Source organism: Cupriavidus sp. DF5525 (assembly GCF_040149425.2).
GTDB classification, from domain to species: Bacteria; Pseudomonadota; Gammaproteobacteria; order Burkholderiales; family Burkholderiaceae; genus Cupriavidus; species Cupriavidus pickettii_A.
The window spans coordinates 1,745,760-1,764,616 of the sequence record NZ_CP168266.1 but is presented as its reverse complement, the minus strand read 5'-3'; the positions used below and the strand labels follow the sequence as shown (position 1 = coordinate 1,764,616).

Sequence of the window (18,857 nt, the reverse complement as noted above, 5' to 3'; positions counted from 1 at the left end):
CGTCCCATTGCTGGCGCGGATAACGACAAGGAATCAACGTGAACCTGCCTGACCGGAGTGCCGGCGGTTTTCCGCCGCTATGGGAGGTGGCACAGCAGCTCGCTGCCGGCCAGGTCTCTTCGGTGGAACTGGTGGACGCCTGCGAGGCGGCCTGGCGCGACTGGCACGGCGTCATCAATGCGCTGGTGCTGTCGGACTTTGGTGCCACCCGCGCCGCCGCGCTGGAAAGCGACCGGCGCCGCAGGGCGGGGCAGTCGCGCGGCGTGCTCGATGGTGTGCCGTTCTCGGTCAAGGAATCGTTTGACGTCGCCGGCTGGCCGACCACTTGCGGCAATCCGGCCTTGCACGCCCGCGCGGCCCAGCGCGACGCCGTAGTGGTGCAGCGCCTGCGCGAGGCCGGCGCCGTGCTGCTCGGCAAGACCAACGTCCCGCTTGGCCTGCGCGACTGGCAGAGCTACAACGCCATCTACGGCACCACCCGCAATCCGCACGATCCGTCGCGCACGCCGGGCGGCTCGTCCGGCGGCAGCGCGGCGGCGGTGTGTGCCGGCCTGTCGTATTTCGATGTCGGATCCGATATCGGCTCCTCGCTGCGCAATCCGGCCCATTACTGCGGCATCTTCGCGCTCAAGCCCAGCCATGGACTGGTGCCGCTGGCCGGCCACGGCACCGGTCCGGCCCGCTTCGGCGAACAGGACATCAACGTAGCCGGCCCGCTTGCACGCAGCGCGCGCGACCTCGAACCGGTGCTGCGCGCCATCGCCGGCCCCGACGGCGACGATGCGCTTGCGTACCGCTTCGACCTGCCAGTTTGCCCGCACCGCCGGCTGGCTGACTTCCGCGTCGCCGTGCTGCCCACCCATCCGCAGGCCGAAGCCGACGGCGAGGTCGCCGCGCAGATCGAACAGCTCGGCCACTGGCTGGCCGGGCAGGGCGCCCGCGTGGACTTGCACGTGCGGCCGGACTTCGACGCCGCCGAACTGTGGTACGTCTACGTGACCCTGCTGCGGGCCACCACCGCGGTGCACATGGACGAAGCCGCTTATGCCGATGCGCTGGCCCACAGCGCCGCCGCCGCCGCGGACGACCATTCCTATGCCACCCTCCAGTACACCGGCGCGACGCTGAGCCACCGCGACTGGCTGCGCCTGCAAGCCGCCCGCGAGCGCTTTGCCGCGGCCTGGCGTCGCTTCTTCTCGGCCTATGACGTGCTGCTGTGCCCCGCCGCGGCCACCACCGCCTTCGCGCTGAACGAGGAGGGCGAGCCCTGGCAACGCACCGTCACCGTCAACGGCTGCGCGCAGCCGATGACCACGCAATTGTTCTGGGCTGGCCATTCCGGGCTGTGCGGGCTGCCTTCGGCGGTCGCGCCGATCGGCCCCGGCACTAGCGGCCTCCCGGTCGGCGTGCAGATCGTTGCCGGCCGCTACCAGGATCTCACCGCCCTGCGTTTTGCCAGCCTGCTGGAAGACGCGGGCTACGCGTTCCGGCCCCCGCCGCGGCCGTCTGTCTTGCCGGCGGACTACAACAACTGAGCCACCACACCACACACACCACAGGGAGGGATCATGTTCGACTGGTTCCGTGATTTGTCGCGCATGGAGCGCAAGGGCTTTTATGGCGCGTTCCTGGGGCATGCGGTCGATGTCTTCGACTTCATGATCTATTCATTCCTCATCTCCACGCTGCTGGGGCAGTGGGGCATGAGCAAGTCGACGGCGGGCGCCATCGTCACCTGGACGCTGGTGTCGTCGCTGGTGGGTGCGATCGGCGCCGGCATCCTGGCCGACCGCTACGGGCGCGTGCGGGTGCTGCGCTGGACCATCGTGGTGTTCGCGGGGGCCTGCTTCCTGTGCGGACTGGCGCAGTCACCGGAGCAGCTGATGCTGTTCCGCATGATCCAGGGCCTGGGATTCGGCGGCGAGTCGTCGCTGTGCATGGTGCTGGTGACGGAGATGATCCGCAACCCGGCCCATCGCGGCAAATACTCGGGCTTTACCGCCAGCAGCTACTCCTTCGGCTGGGGTGCGGCGGCCATCGTGTATGCGATCGCCTTCAGCGTGCTGCCGGCCGAGACGGCGTGGCGAGTCTGCTTCTTCCTCGGCATCCTGCCGGCGCTGGTGGTGGTCTACCTGCGCCGCAACCTGGAAGAGCCGGAAATCTTCCTGAAGACCCGGGCCGCGGGCAGGCAGGGGACGGCACTGGCGGGCCTCGGCCGGCTGTTCCGCGGGCCGCTGCTGTCCAAGACCTTGCTGTGCAGCCTGCTCTCCGGCGGGATGCTGGGTGCGTATTACGCCATCGCCACGTGGTTGCCTACCTTCCTCAAGACCGAGCGCGGCCTGTCGGTGTTCGGTACCAGCTCTTACCTGGCGGTTACCATCATCGGCTCATTGATCGGCTACGTGGCGGGCGCCTACGCTACCGACCGCTGGGGCCGGCGCCTGACCTACATCGCCTTCGCGGCCGGGGCGTTCCTGGCAGCGCTGGTCTATATGGTGATCCCGGTGTCGAATACGTCGATGCTGTTCCTTGGCTTTCCGCTCGGCATCCTGATGCAGGGCGTGTTCGCGGGCATCGGCGCGACCATCTCCGAGTCTTATCCCAACGATATACGGGCGACGGGGTATGGCGTGTCGTATAACGCCGGGCGGGTGATCGGCTCGCTGTTCCCGCTGTCGGTGGGGTGGCTGAGCACGGGGCACACCTCGTTGCCGATCGCGATCGCCATCGTGGCGGGAGTCGGCTACGCGATGGTCGTGGTCGCCGCGGTGCTGCTGCCAGAGACCACCGGCATGGATCTGGGGCAGGCCGGCGGCGGCGGGGACCAGGAAGAAGCCGCACCGCTGGCGCGGCCGGCGGGGACGGTCGCCTGAGGAGGCGTTGCAGGGCGTGGCGGATTAAGGGCGCACCCCGGCGCCCTTACCGCACCCAGCCCGAAATCGCCGGCAACATCAGGCTGACCCCGATCCCGATCAACACCCCGAACGCCACCCGCCGCGTCGTGGTCGGCGAAAACGGCGGCGGAAAACGCCGCCCCAGCAGCGTGGCGATCACCACCACCGGCACCCCGACCGCGGCCTGCAGCCAGATCGTGGCATCCAGTTGCCCCTGCCACGCCGAGAACAGCGTGCGCACGGTGGAAGTCACGGTAAAGACCAGGATCAGCGCGCAGCGGATTTCTACCGGCTTCATCGGCTGCCGGTAGAACTGGAAGATCAGCGGCGGCCCGGACACGCCGAACATGCCGCTCAGCAGCCCGCCGAAGACCCCGCTCATGAAGAAGCTGCCGTCGCCCGAGCGGCGCGGCAGCGGGTCGGGCTTGAACGCGGCGCTCAGGCCGCCGTACAGGATCACCGCGCCGAGCAGCAGTTGCAGCAGCGTGGCGGCGCTGGAACTCAGGTACTCCAGCACCAGCACGCCGACCAGCACCGACGGCAGGATGCCGATGGCGGCGGCGCCCACGGCGCGCCAGTCGATATGCTGGAACTTGCCGGGCAGCGCGCAGGCGCTGTTGGCCAGCGTGACCAGGCTCACCACCGCGGCCACGGTCGCCACCGGCGCCAGGCCCAGCCCGCTGGTGGCGCCCATCACGATCATGCCCAGGCCAAAGCCGGTCACCGTCTGGAAATAGGTGCCGGCGCCGAGCAGGGCCTGCAGGCCCAGCAGCGGCAACAACAATTCTGCTTTCATGCGGCCGCCTGCTCGCCCTTGCTGGCCTGTTCCGCGGTGGCTTGCGCCTGGACCACGGTGACGGCGATGACATGGAACACATCGTCGGCGCTGCAGCCGCGCGACAGGTCGTTGGCCGGCTTGTTCAGGCCCTGCAGCATCGGGCCGATGGCCTTGGCGCCGCCGACGCGCTCGGCCAGCTTGTAGCCGATATTGCCGGCTTCGAGGTTGGGGAACACCAACACATTGGCGCGGCCGTTGACCTGCGAATGCGCGACCTTGCGCGCGGCGATCTCGGCGACGATGGCGGCATCGAGCTGCACGTCGCCGTCGATGGCGAGGCCGGGGCGCTGCGCGCGCACGCGCTCGGTCGCGGCCACCACCTTGTCCACGGCGGCGTGGTGGGCGCTGCCGCTGGTCGAGAACGACAGCATCGCCACGCGTGGCTCGTCCATCAGCAGCGCGCGGGCGCTGTCGGCGGCGGCCATGGCGATATCGCCCAGCGCGTCCGCGTCAGGGTCCACCACCAGCCCGCAATCAGAGAAGATCAGCCCGCCCTTGAGCGTATGGAAGGGCTCGCACAGCATCATCAGGAAAAAGCTCGACACCAGCCGGAAACCCGGGGCCAGCCCGATCAGCTGGATCGCGTTTCGCACCACGTCGGCGGTGGTGTGGTCGGCGCCTGCCACCGAGCCATCGGCGTGGCCGAGGCGCACCATCAGGTTGGCGAAGCACAGCGGGTCGAGCACCGCGCGTTTGGCTTCGTCGAGCGTCATGCCCTTCTTCTGCCGCAATGCATAGAGCTGCTGCGCGAAGGAAGGCGTCAGCGCGGAGGTGGCGGGATCGACCAGCGTCATGCCGTCCAGCGCGATGCCGTGGATGGCCGCGGCGGCGTTGATCTGGCGGGCGTTGCCGACCAGCACGATGTGGGCGATGCCTTCCTGCGTGGCGCGTTGCGCGGCTTGCAGGATGCGCGGGTCTTCGGCCTCGCACAGCACGATGCGGCGGGGGGCGGCGCGGGCGCGGTCGATGATGCGGAGGATGGGTTTCATGGTTTTCTCTCAGAAATGAAGAAAGGGCCGAAGCCCTTGCTATGCCGGTGGTTTGCTCCCCTCTCCCGCAAGCGGGAGAGGGGGCACACAGTCAGCTAGCGAGATGCAACAGCCTGATCAGACGTAGTCCTTGTACTTGTCCAGGTAACGCACCGGCTTAGCCAATGCATCGCGGCGGAACGGATCCCCCAGCTCACGCGTGCACATGATCTCGATGATCGTGGTCTTGCCATGATTCATCTGCAGATCGATCGCACGCTTCAGCGCCGGGCCCACGTCTTCCAGCCGATCGACCACGATGCCTTCCGCACCCATCGCCTTGGCGATGTCGGCAAAGCTCTGGTTGTCCAGCTCGCCCGCCACAAAGCGGCGATTGTAGAAGTCCACCTGGTTCTTCTTCTCCGCGCCCCACTGGCGGTTGTGGAACACCACCGCGGTCACCGGGATGTTATGGCGCACGCAGGTCATGGTTTCCATCAGGCTCATGCCCCAGGCGCCGTCACCGGCGTACGACACGGCCGGGCGGTGCGGTGCCGCGACCTTGGCGCCGATGATGGTCGGGAAGGCGTAGCCGCAGTTGCCCCAGCTCATCGCCGCAAAGAAGCTGCGCGGTTTCTCGAAGCGCAGGTAGCTGTTGGCCACCGAGTTGATGTTGCCGATGTCGGTCGACACCATCACGTCTTCCGGCATGGCCTTTTCCAGCTCGCGCAGCACCTGGCGCGGATGCAGGTAGTGGCCGCCGGTGGGCGTGCGTTCGTTCTTCTGCTCTTCGATCATGTCCAGGCTGTACGCGTCGCGCTCATGCGTCCAGTCGTCCAGCTCCTTCTCCCACGCGGCCTTCTCGTTGGCGATGTCGGTGGCGCGGGCGTCGCGGGTGGCGTCGCAGGCCAGCGTGCGGCCGGCCAGGCGCTGGGTCAGCGCGACCGCGGCGGCCTTGGCGTCGCCACAGATGCCCACCGAGATCTTCTTCACCAGGCCCAGCATCTTGTGGTCGGCGTCGATCTGGACGATCTTGGCGGTCTTGGGCCAGTAGTCCATGCCGTGCTGCGGCAGCGTGCCGAACGGCCCCAGGCGCGAGCCCAGCGCGATCACCACGTCGGCGCGCGAGATCAGCTTCATCGCTGCCTTCGAGCCCTGGTAGCCCAGCGGGCCGCACCACAGCGGGTGGCTGGCGGGGAACGAGTCGTTGTGCAGGTAGCTGTTGACGACCGGCGCGCCCAGGCGCTCGGCCAGTGCCTTGCATTCCTCGATCGCATCGGCCATCACCACGCCGCCGCCCGAGATGATCACCGGGAACCTGGCGTTGGCCAGCAGCTCGGCGGCTTCATTCAGGCTGTCATCGCCGCCGGGGCCGCGGTCGAGGCGGCGCGGTTGCGGGATCTCGGCGGTGATCTTGCCGTAGAAGTGGTCGCGCGGAATGTTCAGCTGCGTCGGGCCCATTTCCGACATGGCGCGGTCGAAGCAGCGCGCGGTGTACTCGGCCATGCGCGCCGGGTTGGTGACGTGGCCCTGGTACTTGGTGAACTCCTGGAACATCGGCAGCTGGTTGGCCTCCTGGAAGCCGCCCAGGCCGATGCCCATGGTGCCGGCCTCGGGCGTGACGATCACCACCGGGCTGTGGGCCCAGTAGGCGGCGGCGATCGAGGTCACGCAGTTGGAGATGCCCGGGCCGTTCTGGCCGATCACCACGCCGTGGCGGCCCGACACGCGGGCGTAACCGTCGGCCATATGGCCGGCGCCCTGCTCGTGCACCACCGGGATCAGGCGGATGCCGGCCGGCGCGAAGATGTCCATCGCATCCATGAAGGCCGAGCCCATGATGCCGAACATGTCGGTCACGCCGTTGGCGGCCATCGTTTCGACGAAGGCTTCGGACGGGGTCATGGTCTGCGGGCCAGCCGGAACCTGGCTCTCCTTCGCGGCGGCCGAGCCACCGGAAACGGCGGGATTCGAGGTGGTATCGAGGTCGCGCATGGCGTTGTCTCCTGATGAGGGTGTTATAAAGTGGAACTAAACGTTCCGAAAAATTGTTTGTTGGGAGGAATGTAGGCGCAAGACTGGCCGAGGTCAATAGAAAGTTTTGGTTTACGGAATGAATTAGACAAAAAATCGAGACAAAACTGTCTACAGGGTGGCGTATAAGTCGCTAACGCCTCCGCGGCTTTCGACAAATTGCGGCGGGAACGAGGGCGAGACAGCGCAGCGCTGGCCGGTGTGTACCGGCGCCGGCCAAGGCGGGAAGTCGGGAGGCAGGGCCGCCGCGGCTCAGGCCGCAGGCGGAGAGAGGAAGCGCAGGGCCGTCAGGCCTTCAGGAAAAATGGCAGGCGACCCAGTGCCCAGGGCTGCCTTCGCGCAGTTCGGGCGCGGCCTCGCGGCAACGCGGCGCGGCATACGGGCAACGCGTATGGAAGCGGCACCCCGTGGGCGGGTCGAGCGGACTCGGCAGGTCGCCCTCCAGCAGCGCGCGCGGCCTGGCGCGAGCGGCCGGATCGGCCGACGGCGCCGCGGCGATGAGCGCGCGGGTGTAGGGATGGGCAGGCGCGTTCCACACGGCGTCACGCTCGCCGATCTCTACCACCTGCCCCAGATACATCACCGCGATGCGGTCCGACATATGTCGCACCACGGACAGGTCATGCGAGATGAACAGGTAGGCCATGCCGAACGCCTGGCGCAACTCCAGCAACAGGTTCAGCACCTGCGCGCGGATCGATACGTCCAGCGCCGACACCGCTTCGTCGCAGACGATCAGGTCCGGCTGCAGCATCAGCGCGCGTGCAATCGCCACGCGCTGCCGCTGGCCGCCGGACAGCTCGTGCGGCAAGCGCGCAGCGAACTCTGGCCGCAGGCCGACGCGCGACATTGCCCACGCCACGCGTTCGCGGCGCTCGGTGGCATTGCCACGGCGATGCACGACCAGCGGCTCTTCCAGCGCGCGGCCGATGACTACGCGCGGATTCAGCGAGGCGGCCGGATCCTGGAACACCATCTGCAGCCGCGCTCGCACGGGATGCAGCGCATGTCCGCGGCGGTGGGTGATGTCCTCGCCATCGAGCACCACGCGCCCCGCATCCGGCGCCGTCAGGCGCATGGCGATGCGCGCCACGGTGGACTTGCCGCAGCCGCTCTCGCCGACCAGCCCAAGGGTCTCGCCGCGCTGCACGGCCAGCGATACGCCGTCGAGCGCGCGTACGGTGCCGGCCTGGGTGCGATAGTGGCGGCTGACGTCGTGCAGCGCCAGCAGCGGCGTACTCATGCGGCGATCTCCCATGCCGCTTGCGCGGGGCGTTCAGGCTGCGCCAGCGGCGCGTGGCAGGCGACCTGCCGCGTTCCGCTGGCCTGCAGTGCCGGCACCTGCCGGCTGCAGCCCGCTTGCGCAACCGCGCAGCGCGGCGCGAAGGCACAGCCGGGCGGCATCGCCGACAGCGGTGGCACCGTGCCGGGAATCTCCGGCAGGCGCGCGCCCGGCGGCAACGTCTCGATGGCCAGCGACGCCAGCAGGCCGGCCGTATAGGGATGGGCGGGAGCGGCCAGCAGCGCGTCCACCGGCCCCTGTTCGACAATGCGCCCCGCGTACATCACGGCCGCCCGGTCGGCGGTCTCCGCCACCACGCCAAGGTCATGCGTGATCAGCAGCATTGCCATGCCGGTCTCGTTCTGCAGGCGCCTGAGCAGCGCCAGGATCTGCGCCTGCGTGGTGACGTCCAGTGCGGTGGTGGGTTCGTCGGCGATCAGCAGGTCGGGCTCGCACGCCAGCGCCAGCGCGATCATGGCGCGCTGGCGCATGCCGCCCGACATCTGGTGCGGATAGTCGCGCGCACGCGCGGCGGGCGAGGGCATGCGCACCTGTTCGAGCAGCGCCAGCACGCGCGCCCAGGCCTGCGCGTGGCTCACCTTGCGGTGCAGGCGGATGGCCTCGGCGATCTGGTCGCCGATGCGCATCACCGGGTTCAGCGCCGACATCGGCTCCTGGAAGATCATCGCGATGCGGTTGCCGCGGATCGCGCGCATGGCCTTGTGGTCGAGCGCCAGCAGGTCGGTGCCGTCGAACCACGCCTGGCCGCCGGTCACGCGCGCGCCGCGGCGCGGCAGCAGGCCCAGCAGCGAGCAGGCGGTGACGGACTTGCCGCTGCCGCTTTCGCCGACCAGCGCCAGCGTTTCGCCGCGGTCCAGCGACAGCGATACGCCGTCTACTGCGGTGACGGTGCCGGCGCGCGTGTCGAACGCGGTGCGCAGCTGTCGAAGATCGAGCAATGGCATCCTGTATTCCCTATCGTTGCCGGAGATGCGGGTTGAGCGCGTCGTTCAGGCCTTCGCCCAGCAGGTTGAAGGCCAGCACCGTCACCACGATCGCCAGCCCGGGCAGGCCGCAGATGTACCAGGCATCGACCACTTGCTCACGGCCGCTGCCGATGATCGTGCCCCAGCTCATCACATTGGGATCGCCCAGGCCGAGGAACGACAGCGAGGCCTCGGTCTGGATCGCGGTGGCGACCGTCAGCGTCGACATGGCGATGACCGGCGGCAGCGCGTTGGGCAGGATCTGCGTCAGGATCAGGCGCACATGGCCCATGCCGATGGTCTCGGCGGCCAGCACGAACTCGCGCTCGCGCAGCGTCAGGAACTCGGCGCGCACCAGGCGCGCGGTGGCGGGCCACGAGACCACGCCGATCGCCATCACCACCGTGGTCACCGACGGCTTGAAGATCGCCACCAGCACCACCGCCAGCACGAACTTGGGCACGGTCTGGAACAGCTCGGTCAGCCGCATCAGCGTGGTGTCGATGCGGCCGCGGAAGTAGCCGCCGATCGCGCCCACCGCAATGCCCAGCGTGGCGGACAGTGCCGTGCTGACCAGCCCGATCAGCAGCGACACGCGCGCGCCGGCCGCCAGGCCGGTGGCGAGGTCGCGGCCCATGAAGTCAGTACCGAGCGGATGGGCGGGGTCGTCGCCCGGCCACAGCATTGGCGGGCCGGCCATCTCCCAGGGATCGCCCGGGAACAGCACGGGTCCGAGCGCGGCGGCTACGATCACGGCGAGCAGCAGGATCGCACCGGCCAGCGCAGGCGGATTGCGCAGCAGGCCTTGCGCCAGCGCGCGGCCGCGCTGCCATCCGGCACGCAGGCGCGCCAGTGCGGGCAGCGTCAGTGTGCTCATGCCCGCCCTCCCGCCTGCCCGACCGCGACGCGCGGATCGAGCAGCGCATAGAGCAAGTCCACGAGGATATTGACGCAGGTCACCAGCAACGAGCTCAGCAACAGGATGCCCAGCAGCAGGTTGAAGTCGCGCGCCAGCACGGACTCGAACGCCAGCCGCCCGAGGCCGGGCCAGCTGAACACCGACTCCACCAGCACCGCGCCGCTGAGCAGCGACGCCACCTGGTAGCCCGCCATCGTCACCAGCGGCAGCAGCGCGTTGCGCAGCGCATGCGCGAGCGTCACGCGGATTTCGCCGGCGCCCTTGGCGCGCGCGGTGCGCACGAAGTCGGCGCCATCCAGCTCCAGCATCGCCGTGCGCACCAGCCGCGTATAGACCGCCAGGTAGAAGGTGGCCAGCGTGCAGGCGGGCAGCACCGCATGGCGAGCGACATCGAGCACCAGCGCCAGCCCCGTGTGCCCGGCGCCCACATCGGTCATGCCGCCGGACGGCAGCCAGCCGAGGCGCGCGGAGAACAGCACCACCGCCATCAGCCCCAGCCAGAACGTGGGCATCGCGTAGGCCACCAGCGCCGCCAGCGAGATCACCCGATCCGGCCAGCGCTGTACCCGCACCGCGCTGATCACGCCCAGCACCACGCCCAGCCCCAGCGCAATCCCCATCGCCAGCAGCATCAACAGCAGCGTGGCCGGCAACCGCTTCACGATCAGCTCGAACACCGGCATGTTCTGCCGGAACGAATAGCCAAGGTCCAGCGTCAGCACATTGCCCAGGTAGTGCAGCAGTTGCAGCCACAGCGGCTGGTCCAGGCCGAAGCTGGCGCGCAGGTGCGCCATGTACTCCGGGGTGGCCGCCCCGGCCTCGCCCGCCAGCACATCCACCACATCGCCGGGGGCGAGCTGCAGGATCAGGAAGTTGAGCAGGGCGATGCCGAGCACGACCGGCACCACCTGCAGCAGCCGCTGGCGCAGGAAGCGGAGGAACGACGCGCGCATGGCCTCAGGCCCGCGGCTGCAGCCAGGCATCCGCGTACGAGGCAAAGAGCCCGTCGCCCTGCGCGGTGCGCTTGCGGAAGCGCGCGGTCGACACCGTTACCCAGGTCTGCTCGACCAGGTCCAGCACCGGCACGTCCTCCTGCACGAACTGCTGCCAGGACTTGATCAGCGCCTTGCGTTTGGCCACGTCGGCTTCCCGGCCCGCGGCTTCCATGATCTGGTCCAGCTGCGGGTTGGAGTAGCCCGAGCCGTTGGTCCACGGCGCGCCCTTGATGATGTTCTTGGTCCAGAACAGCCGCTGCACGCCCAGCGTGGGATCGGGCAGCCGGTGCAGGCTGGAAATCATCAGGTCGTAGTCCTGCTCGGTGAAGACGCGGCGCAGGTAGGTGGCGGTATCGCCCGCGCGCAGTTCCACCTCCACGCCCACGCGCGCCAGCGACTGCTTGATGAACTCCGCCGGCCGGCTCGCGTTGACGCCGCCGCCGCCGTCGTAGTCGAGCGTGATCTTCAGGCGCTTGCCGTCCTTGCCCGGCTTCAGTCCCGCTTCGTCCAGCAGCGCGGCGGCCTTCTTCAGGTCGTACGGGTACTGGCGCGTATCGGGCGAGTAGTAGTTGACCACCGACGACGGCACCGGCCCGGTGGCCGGCTTGCCGTAGCCAAGGAACACCACCTTCAGCAGCGCGTTGCGGTCGATCGCATACGCCAGCGCCTGTCGGACGCGCTTGTCGCCGAAGTACGGCTTGCGCACGTTGAACTGCGTCAGGAAGATGGTCGCCAGGTAGCGGCCGTCGTCCAGGTTGATCGCGTAGCGCTGCTTGTCGCGGAAGCGGTTCAGGTTGGACAGCGGGATGCTGGAGCCCAGCGCCACGTCGATCTCGCCGGCCTCCAGCGCCACCGTGCGTGCCGCGGCGTCGGGGATGAAGCGGAACACCACGCCATCCAGGTAGGGCTGGTCCTTCTGCCAGTAGTTGGGATTGCGCTCCAGCCGCACATGGCTGCCCTTGACCCACTCCCTGAACACGAACGGCCCGGTGCCGATGGGCGCGTTGTTCGCGGGGTTGCTGAGCACGTCCTTGCCTTCGTAGACGTGCCGCGGCAGGACCTGTGCGCCGTAGGTGTTGATGTAGTTGAGCAGGTAGGGCGCCGGTGACGACAGCCGGATCACAACGGTATGCGGATCGGGCGTATCGACCGCGGTCACGTTGGCAAACGCGGCGCGGCCGAACGGGTGCAGCTTCTTCCAGACTTCCAGCAGCGTGTATTTGACGTCCGCCGCGGTGAAGTCCTTGCCGTCATGCCAGCGCACGCCCTTGCGCAGGTGGAAGGTCGTGGTCAGGCCGTCCGGCGTAGTGTTCCATGAGGTCGCCAGCGCCGGCACGGGTTGCAGGTTCAGGTCGTAGCTGACCAGCCCTTCCAGCACCTTGCTGGAGACCTGGCCGATGTTCATGGTGGTGATGAAGGCCGAGGTCAGCAGTGTCGGCTCGGGCGAGACCGCCACGTTCAGCACGCCGCCGCGAACGGGCGATTCAGCGGCGGCTTGCGCAAAGGCTTCGGCGGACAGCGGCAGTCCGATGGAGAGAAGGGCAGTGGTGGCGAGGAAGTCTCTGCGGTGCATGTTGGCTTGCGGTCGGTGACGGGCAAGCCAGGATGTTATGTGCCGCGCGCGCGGCGGCGAACGAACAAAATGCTCTTTGGTTATCAGGTCCGTGTCAGCGTCCCTTGTCAGCGCCCCGACAGCGCTTCCAGCACCGGCAGGTTGCCCTCGCCAAAGCCATGATGGCCGTCGCGCTGGACGATCTCGAAAAAGAACTCGCCCGCCTCGCGCTTCACGAACGCCTGCTGGAAGCGGTCCAGCGTGCCATCTGCGCGCACGGCGCCGTCGGCGAGGATGCCGTAGCGCTGCAGTGCGGCCAGGTCGAGGCCATGACCGGGCAGGCGCGTGTCGACGGAATCGTAGTAGGCCGCCGGCGGCTGCACGAACCGCACGCCGTTGCCCGCCAGTGCCGCGGCGCTGGCGAGTATGTCGGTGCTGGCCAGCGCAATGTGCTGGATGCCTTCGCCATGCTGGTCCGACAGGTAATGACGCATCTGGTCATGGCGCGGCGTGCCTTTCTCGTACAGCGGAATCCGGATGCGCCCGCACGGCGACACCAGCGCGTGGGCCTCGCTGGCGACCACGATCTCGCGGAAGCCCAGCACCTTGCGGTAGAACTCCAGCCATTCCTCCAGATGGCCGGGCTCGACCGCCTGGGTCAGGTGGTCGACGCGCATGAGTCCCGCATCGGGCGCATCGGTGGCCTGCGCCAGCGGGCGGAAATCGACGTCGTAGATCGAGATATCGCCCACGTCGCCCGGCCGGCCTTCCTTGCCGCGCCAGCGGTCGATGAAATAGAGGACCGACTGGCCGATGCCCTGGATCGCGGGGATATTGAGCTCCATCGGTCCCACCGTGCCGCCCTCGAACGGCCAGGCGCCGGCTTCCAGTGCGCGGGCAAAGGCGGCTGCGGCGTCGTGCACGCGGATGCCGATGGCGCAGATCGACAGGCCGTACTCGCTGGCATAGCGCGTCGCGAACGAATCCGGCTCGGCATCGACGATGAAATTCATCTCGCCCTGCCGGTACAGCTTCACGGCCTTGTGGCGGTGGCGGGCAATGGCGGCGAAGCCGAAGCGTTCAAGGGTGCGGCCCAGCGCGGCCGGGTCGGGCGAGGCAAATTCGATGAACTCGTAGCCCTGGATCCCGAGCGGGTTGTCCCAGGCCTGGGATTCGTCGGCGCGCGGGGAAGAGACGTCTGCGGCGCTCATTGTCGTTGCTCCTGTGGGGGTGGCGAGGGGGCAGTGCCGGGCCATTGCGGCGACGATCGGATCATAGCAACGCACCACCGCCGGGCCGAGTCCGGACGGCGCGGGGGGGCACCTCGTAGAAACCCGAACTGCGCGCCTTGATCGCGCATGTACGTTCACTGATCGCGCAATATGGCGTAAGGGACGCTTGGCGGAGGCGTGGACGACCACTAATCTCCGGTCAACGAAACACGCCCCGGCCTGGCCCCAAGGCCCGTGCCCCGAACTCACAAACACCATGATCAACGGCAAGACCACGCTCATCCCACACCTTGGCTATCCCACGGAGTCGTTCAAGGCGCCCATGATCTACAACCCCTGGTTCGCGCAGCAGGGCATCGACGCGGTGGTAGTGCCGATGGGCGTCAAGCCCGACGACTACGCCGACGTGTTCCGTTCCCTGTTCCGCCTGACCAATATCCGCGGCGCGCTCGTGACCATGCCGCACAAGGTCGCCACGCTGGAGCTGGTGGACGAGCTCACGCCGGCCGCCCGCATCGCCGGTGCCTGCAACGCCGTGCTGCGGCGCGACGACGGCACGCTGGTCGGCGACCAGTTCGACGGCGCCGGCTTTGTGCGCGGCATCGCGCGCAAGGGCTGCAAGCTGGAAGGCGCGCGCGCCATTGTGTCGGGCAGCGGCGGCGTGGGCAGCGCGATCGCCGCGTCGCTGGCGCAAGCCGGCGTGGCCGAGCTGGCGCTGTTCGATGCCCGCGAGGGCGCCGCGCGTGCACTGGCCCGCCGCCTGGCCGAGCATTACCCGGCGCTGCGCGTGACCACCGGCTCGGACGATCCGCAAGGCTTCGACGTGGTGGTCAACGCGACCCCGCTGGGCATGCATGCGGGCGACCCGCTGCCGTTCGACGTCACGCGCATTGCCCCCGGTGCCATGGTCGGCGAGGTCGTGATGAAGCACGAATACACGCCTTTCCTCGAAGCCGCGCTGGCCCGCGGGTGCAAGGTCCAGGTGGGCACCGACATGCTGTTCGAGATGATCCCGGCCTACCTGGAGTTCTTTGGCTACGGCACGGCCACACCTGAAGCGCTGCGCACGGTTGCGCAGATCCGGTATTGAGGGCAGGGCGCATGCCCTGGCCGACAGCCGAGCGGATGCCGTCCCATAAAGGCACGCCGGCAAGCATTTCCAATCCAACGGTGGAGACAGACAAGATGACCACGACTCACAAGGAGCTGCCGGCCGCTGCGGCACCCGGCAACTCGATCGGCGACAAGGTCCGCGCCGCCTTTGCCTTCGGCAAGGTGCGCTGGGGCATGCTGGCGCTGGTGTTCTTCGCGACCACGCTGAACTATATCGACCGTGCCGCGCTTGGCGTGCTGCAGCCGGTGCTGGCCAAGGCCATGGCGTGGACCGCGCAGGACTACGCCAATATCAACTTCTGGTTCCAGGTGGGCTACGCCATCGGCTTTGCGCTGCAGGGGCGGTTTATCGACATGGTCGGCGTCAAGCGGGCCTTTGCGCTGGCGGTGCTGTTGTGGAGCATCGCCTGCGGCGCGCACGCGTTCGCGGCCTCCGCGGTCGGCTTCATGATCTGCCGCTTCTTCCTCGGCTTGTCCGAGGCGGCCAACTATCCCGCCTGCGTCAAGACCACGCGCATCTGGTTCCCGGCGAGCGAGCGCGCTATCGCCACCGGGATCTTCAATGCCGGCACCAATGTCGGCGCCATGCTCACGCCGATCATGCTGCCGCTGATCCTGCAGGCCTGGGGCTGGCAGGCGGCCTTTATCGTCATCGCCTTGCTGGGCGCGGTGTGGCTGGCGTTCTGGTATGCCCGCTATCACAACCCGGAGCAGCACCCGACCGTCAGCGCTGCCGAACTGGCCCATGTCACGCGCGACGTCGAACCGCCGCCGCACCGCATCCGCTACTCCCAGATCCTGCGCATGCGCGGCACCTGGGCCTTCGCCATGGCCTACGCCATCACCGCGCCGGTGTTCTGGTTCTACCTGTACTGGCTGCCGCCGTTCCTGAACCAGCAGTACCAGCTCGGCATCAGCGTCACGCAGATGGGCATTCCGCTGATCGTGATCTACCTGGCGGCCGATGTGGGCAGCGTGGGCGGCGGCGCGCTGTCGTCGTGGCTGATCAGCCGGGGCATGCCGGCGGTGCGTGCGCGCCTGCTGTCGATGCTGGTCTTCGCGGCATGCATCATCTCGGTGGTGATGGCCGCCGGCGCCAGCAGCCTGTGGATGGCCGTGGCCGCGATCTCGGTTGCCATCGGCGCGCACCAGGCCTGGACCGCCAATATCTGGAGCATGGTGATGGACTACACGCCCAAGCATGTGGTCAGCTCGGTGTTCGGCTTCGGCGGGATGATCGGCGCCATCGGCGGCATGTTCATGACGCAGCTGGTCGGCTACGTGCTCACCGCGACGCACAACAACTATGCGGTGCTGTTCACGATGATCCCCTGCGCCTACTTCATCGCGCTCACGTGGCTGTTCTTCCTCGCCCCGCGCAAGGTGCCGGACGTCGCCTGACGCCTTTCATTGCATCACAACAACCAGACCCAGAGACAAAGCTCCGATGCAAAAACGACTGATAGCGCTGCTCGCGCTGGGCGCGGGCGGCCTGCCCGCGCTCGCCCAGACTTCCGGTGGCGTCACGCTCTACGGGCTGCTGGATACCACCATCCGCTACAGCACCCATGAAGACGCGGCCGGCCACGGCCGCACGCAGATGACCGATGGCGTGCTGACCGGCAGCCGCTGGGGAATGCGCGGCACCGAGGATATCGGTGGCGGCAACAAGGCGTGGTTCATCCTGGAATCGGGCTTCTCGCCCGACACCGGCACCAGCCAGCAGGGCGGGCGGCTGTTCGGGCGCACCGCCGTGATCGGGCTCGACGGCGATTACGGCAAGCTCGCGATCGGCCGCCAGTACACGCTGGCGCACGAGCTGCTGTCGTCCTACGAGGCCATGGCCTTTGCCAACAACTCCATCGTCGGCTACCAGGGCGGCAACTACACCGGGCTGCGCTATGACAACACCGTCAAGTACATCAAGAACTTCAACGGCTTGCAGGTGGCGGCGGCCTACACCTTCGGGGAGGTGCCGGGCAGCATCAAGAGCGGCTCGGCCGCTGCCGGCTCGCTGGCCTACACGTCGGGGCCGCTGGAGATCGGCGCCGTGTACCAGCAGACGCAGAACGTGACCACGGCCTTCTTCGGTGCGGTGCCGGCGGCGCAGGCCAGCAAGCAGACGGTGTGGGGCCTGGGTGGCACGTGGAAGGCGGCGCGGGCGCAGTACTACCTCGGCTATACCAACAACCGGCTGGATGTGGCGGACTATCGCAACAACGTCGGCTATGTGGGAACCCGGTTCAACATCACCGACGCGCTGGTGTTTATCGGCACGCTGCAGTACGACTGGCTGCGCCATGCAGGGCAGGGGGGCAAGCGGCTGACCACGGCAGGCATGCTCGACTACAACTTCAGCAAGCGCACCGATGTGTATGTGGAGGTGGACTACACCCACCTGCAGGGGCAGTGGATTGCGTTGAACAGTTCGCCGACGTTTGCTAACAGTGGGAATACTTATGGCAATGCGTCGCGCATCGGGGTGATGGCGGGGGTGCGGCATAAGTTTTGATCGGGCCGGGCTGCGGGCAATCTGGCGCTTTCGCCCAATGCGCCGCTTGTTTGCGCCCCTCTCCCGCCTGCGCTTGCCTTTACCCACAACTTCCGGCGGCTTACTCGTTTTTCTGGAAGATCCGATACATTTCGGTGATTTCGTGCAGGGCGAGGAAGCCGCGCCACAGGACGGTGGCTCCCGGGGGATCGTCGTTTTTGCGACCCAGGTAGCCACCGAGCTTGGCGATCCAAAGGACAGCTTCGCTGAGTTTGGGCGCCTGCTCCGGTGGCTTGGTGGTGCCGTGCGTGCGGCAGTACAAAGCCCGCCATTCGAGCGATTGCAGTAGCACCGAGCAAGGGATATCGGCTTCGAGCCGGCCCAGCATGGTCGCGTACATAATGCGCCAGCCGATCACGGCGAACAGCGCCGTGGCCCGCAGGAACCGCTCCAGCGTCCCGAACTGCCGGGCCTCGATCTGGCAGCCACTTTTCAGGACACGATGCCAGGATTCAATGGTCCAGCGCCGGGCGTACCAGCTCAGCCGTTCGAGCACATCTTCCAGCGTTTGGGTGGGCATCGAACTGAGCAACATCCATTCGAGCGGCTCAACGCCTTCGGGCGGCTCGATTTCCAGCGCGTGAATGGCAAACACTTCGAGACTCGGTAGCCCCTCTGCACCGCGGCTGCGCGGCGCTCGCAGTTGGACCGGCACACAGCGCAAAGCCAGTCGGGCACTACGTGCCTGCCTGGCGCCGGACCTGGGCACGTGCAGTACGGTCTCCCCAAGTACAGGAGCCGCGGCAACCGTCTCCCACAGATACTTCTCTGGGTGGTCCACGCCCCGATTCCAGGCGGCCCGCACCAACCAGTCCACCCCCGCTGGGCGCGGCGCCAGAAACACGTCATACACATCGCCCTCGCGATCGCTGACGGCAACAAGGTGCGTGTCCGGACACTGCATCTTGAGCGGCTCAAGGCATTCCAGCCCCTCCAGCCACTTCACGCTTTCCTTCTCGCGAATGGACAGCGCCCGGCGCTGCCTGGCCTTGCCCGATGCTTGCGGCGCACGCACCCACGTCTTCATGCTCAACACGCCCAGTGGCAGGCCCTCAGGCGTCACCGCCAGCACGCTGTGCAACATGAATCCGTGCAAATTGCCGCCCGTGCCGTGACCAAGTCCCTCAGTCGCGGGCAAATTTGCCAGATTGAATTCCGTGGTGTCCTGCACCGTCAGGACGACAGGCACCTGCTGCATGCGACCCACGGTTTGAACGACGTGGCTCGCCAGTATTCCGTCCGGGTCGACCGCCTCATTATCAAAGAAGCGATATGCCGCCTTGAGTTGGGCACCACTCAAGGCCTGCGGGAACGAAACATGGGCTTTTTGCGCCAGTCCGCGCGCCAATGCCACAAGGCGCTGCGTGCGACGTGCATCGCCCAACTGAGCGCCACCGAATTCGTCGCTGGCCCAGTCTTCCAGATCTTCCGTATCAGGCAAAATTGCCACCACTGATTGTCAACTTCACCCGAAGTTAACACCGTCCAATCCG

At 67.7% G+C, this 18,857-nt stretch carries 15 protein-coding genes; 5 read left to right on the top strand and 10 right to left on the bottom strand.

The features are described from left to right. The first annotated feature begins 38 nt into the window (after positions 1-38). Together ABNX08_RS29250 and ABNX08_RS29245 are read left to right on the top strand one after the other, a co-directional pair. Positions 39-1,535, top strand: coding sequence for an amidase (locus ABNX08_RS29250; RefSeq protein WP_022539210.1), 1,497 nt, complete (start codon positions 39-41; stop codon positions 1,533-1,535). 33 nt (positions 1,536-1,568) lie between these two features. Then, positions 1,569-2,873: an MFS transporter gene (locus ABNX08_RS29245; RefSeq protein ID WP_022539209.1), complete on the top strand. Its 1,305-nt coding sequence runs from the start codon at positions 1,569-1,571 to the stop codon at positions 2,871-2,873. 46 nt (positions 2,874-2,919) lie between these two features. Here the strand turns inward: ABNX08_RS29245 and ABNX08_RS29240 are convergent, their stop codons facing one another. From ABNX08_RS29240 to ABNX08_RS29200, 9 genes are all read right to left on the bottom strand, one after another. Beyond that, a complete protein-coding gene (locus tag ABNX08_RS29240) occupies positions 2,920-3,690 on the bottom strand; it encodes a sulfite exporter TauE/SafE family protein (protein WP_022539208.1) in 771 nt (256 codons plus the stop codon). Next, positions 3,687-4,721: a phosphate acetyltransferase gene (pta, locus tag ABNX08_RS29235; RefSeq protein ID WP_022539207.1), complete on the bottom strand. Its 1,035-nt coding sequence runs from the start codon at positions 4,719-4,721 to the stop codon at positions 3,687-3,689. The genes ABNX08_RS29240 and pta overlap by 4 nt, the downstream gene beginning before the upstream one ends. A gap of 117 nt (positions 4,722-4,838) precedes the next feature. Beyond that, positions 4,839-6,605, bottom strand: coding sequence for a sulfoacetaldehyde acetyltransferase (gene xsc / locus ABNX08_RS29230; RefSeq protein WP_041682176.1), 1,767 nt, complete (start codon positions 6,603-6,605; stop codon positions 4,839-4,841). Positions 6,606-7,029: 424 nt separating this feature from the next. Next, positions 7,030-7,977, bottom strand: a complete 948-nt coding sequence (locus ABNX08_RS29225) for an ABC transporter ATP-binding protein (RefSeq protein WP_022539205.1) — start codon at positions 7,975-7,977, stop codon at positions 7,030-7,032. After that, entirely contained in the window at positions 7,974-8,981 is a 1,008-nt protein-coding gene (locus tag ABNX08_RS29220; RefSeq protein WP_022539204.1) for an ABC transporter ATP-binding protein, read from the bottom strand. The genes ABNX08_RS29225 and ABNX08_RS29220 overlap by 4 nt, the downstream gene beginning before the upstream one ends. A gap of 10 nt (positions 8,982-8,991) precedes the next feature. Further along, entirely contained in the window at positions 8,992-9,879 is an 888-nt protein-coding gene (locus ABNX08_RS29215) for an ABC transporter permease (RefSeq protein ID WP_022539203.1), read from the bottom strand. Continuing rightward, a complete protein-coding gene (locus ABNX08_RS29210) occupies positions 9,876-10,874 on the bottom strand; it encodes an ABC transporter permease (RefSeq protein WP_022539202.1) in 999 nt (332 codons plus the stop codon). The genes ABNX08_RS29215 and ABNX08_RS29210 overlap by 4 nt, the downstream gene beginning before the upstream one ends. A gap of 4 nt (positions 10,875-10,878) precedes the next feature. After that, a complete protein-coding gene (locus tag ABNX08_RS29205) occupies positions 10,879-12,489 on the bottom strand; it encodes an ABC transporter substrate-binding protein (RefSeq protein WP_349608882.1) in 1,611 nt (536 codons plus the stop codon). A gap of 107 nt (positions 12,490-12,596) precedes the next feature. Continuing rightward, positions 12,597-13,679: a 4-hydroxyphenylpyruvate dioxygenase family protein gene (locus ABNX08_RS29200; RefSeq protein WP_022539200.1), complete on the bottom strand. Its 1,083-nt coding sequence runs from the start codon at positions 13,677-13,679 to the stop codon at positions 12,597-12,599. 277 nt (positions 13,680-13,956) lie between these two features. Here ABNX08_RS29200 and ABNX08_RS29195 point away from each other — a divergent pair, with 277 nt between their 5' ends. The 3 genes from ABNX08_RS29195 to ABNX08_RS29185 all read left to right on the top strand — a co-directional run bounded on the left by ABNX08_RS29195 (position 13,957) and on the right by ABNX08_RS29185 (position 17,325). Further along, a complete protein-coding gene (locus ABNX08_RS29195) occupies positions 13,957-14,790 on the top strand; it encodes a shikimate dehydrogenase (protein ID WP_022539199.1) in 834 nt (277 codons plus the stop codon). A gap of 95 nt (positions 14,791-14,885) precedes the next feature. Continuing rightward, positions 14,886-16,214: an MFS transporter gene (locus ABNX08_RS29190; RefSeq protein WP_022539198.1), complete on the top strand. Its 1,329-nt coding sequence runs from the start codon at positions 14,886-14,888 to the stop codon at positions 16,212-16,214. Between the two features lie 46 nt (positions 16,215-16,260). Further along, positions 16,261-17,325, top strand: a complete 1,065-nt coding sequence (locus ABNX08_RS29185; protein WP_022539197.1) for a porin — start codon at positions 16,261-16,263, stop codon at positions 17,323-17,325. Positions 17,326-17,425: 100 nt separating this feature from the next. On the opposite strand, the gene ABNX08_RS29180 is transcribed toward ABNX08_RS29185, so the two are convergent. Continuing rightward, positions 17,426-18,814, bottom strand: a complete 1,389-nt coding sequence (locus ABNX08_RS29180) for an IS4 family transposase (protein ID WP_374063693.1) — start codon at positions 18,812-18,814, stop codon at positions 17,426-17,428. Positions 18,815-18,857 lie beyond the last annotated feature (43 nt).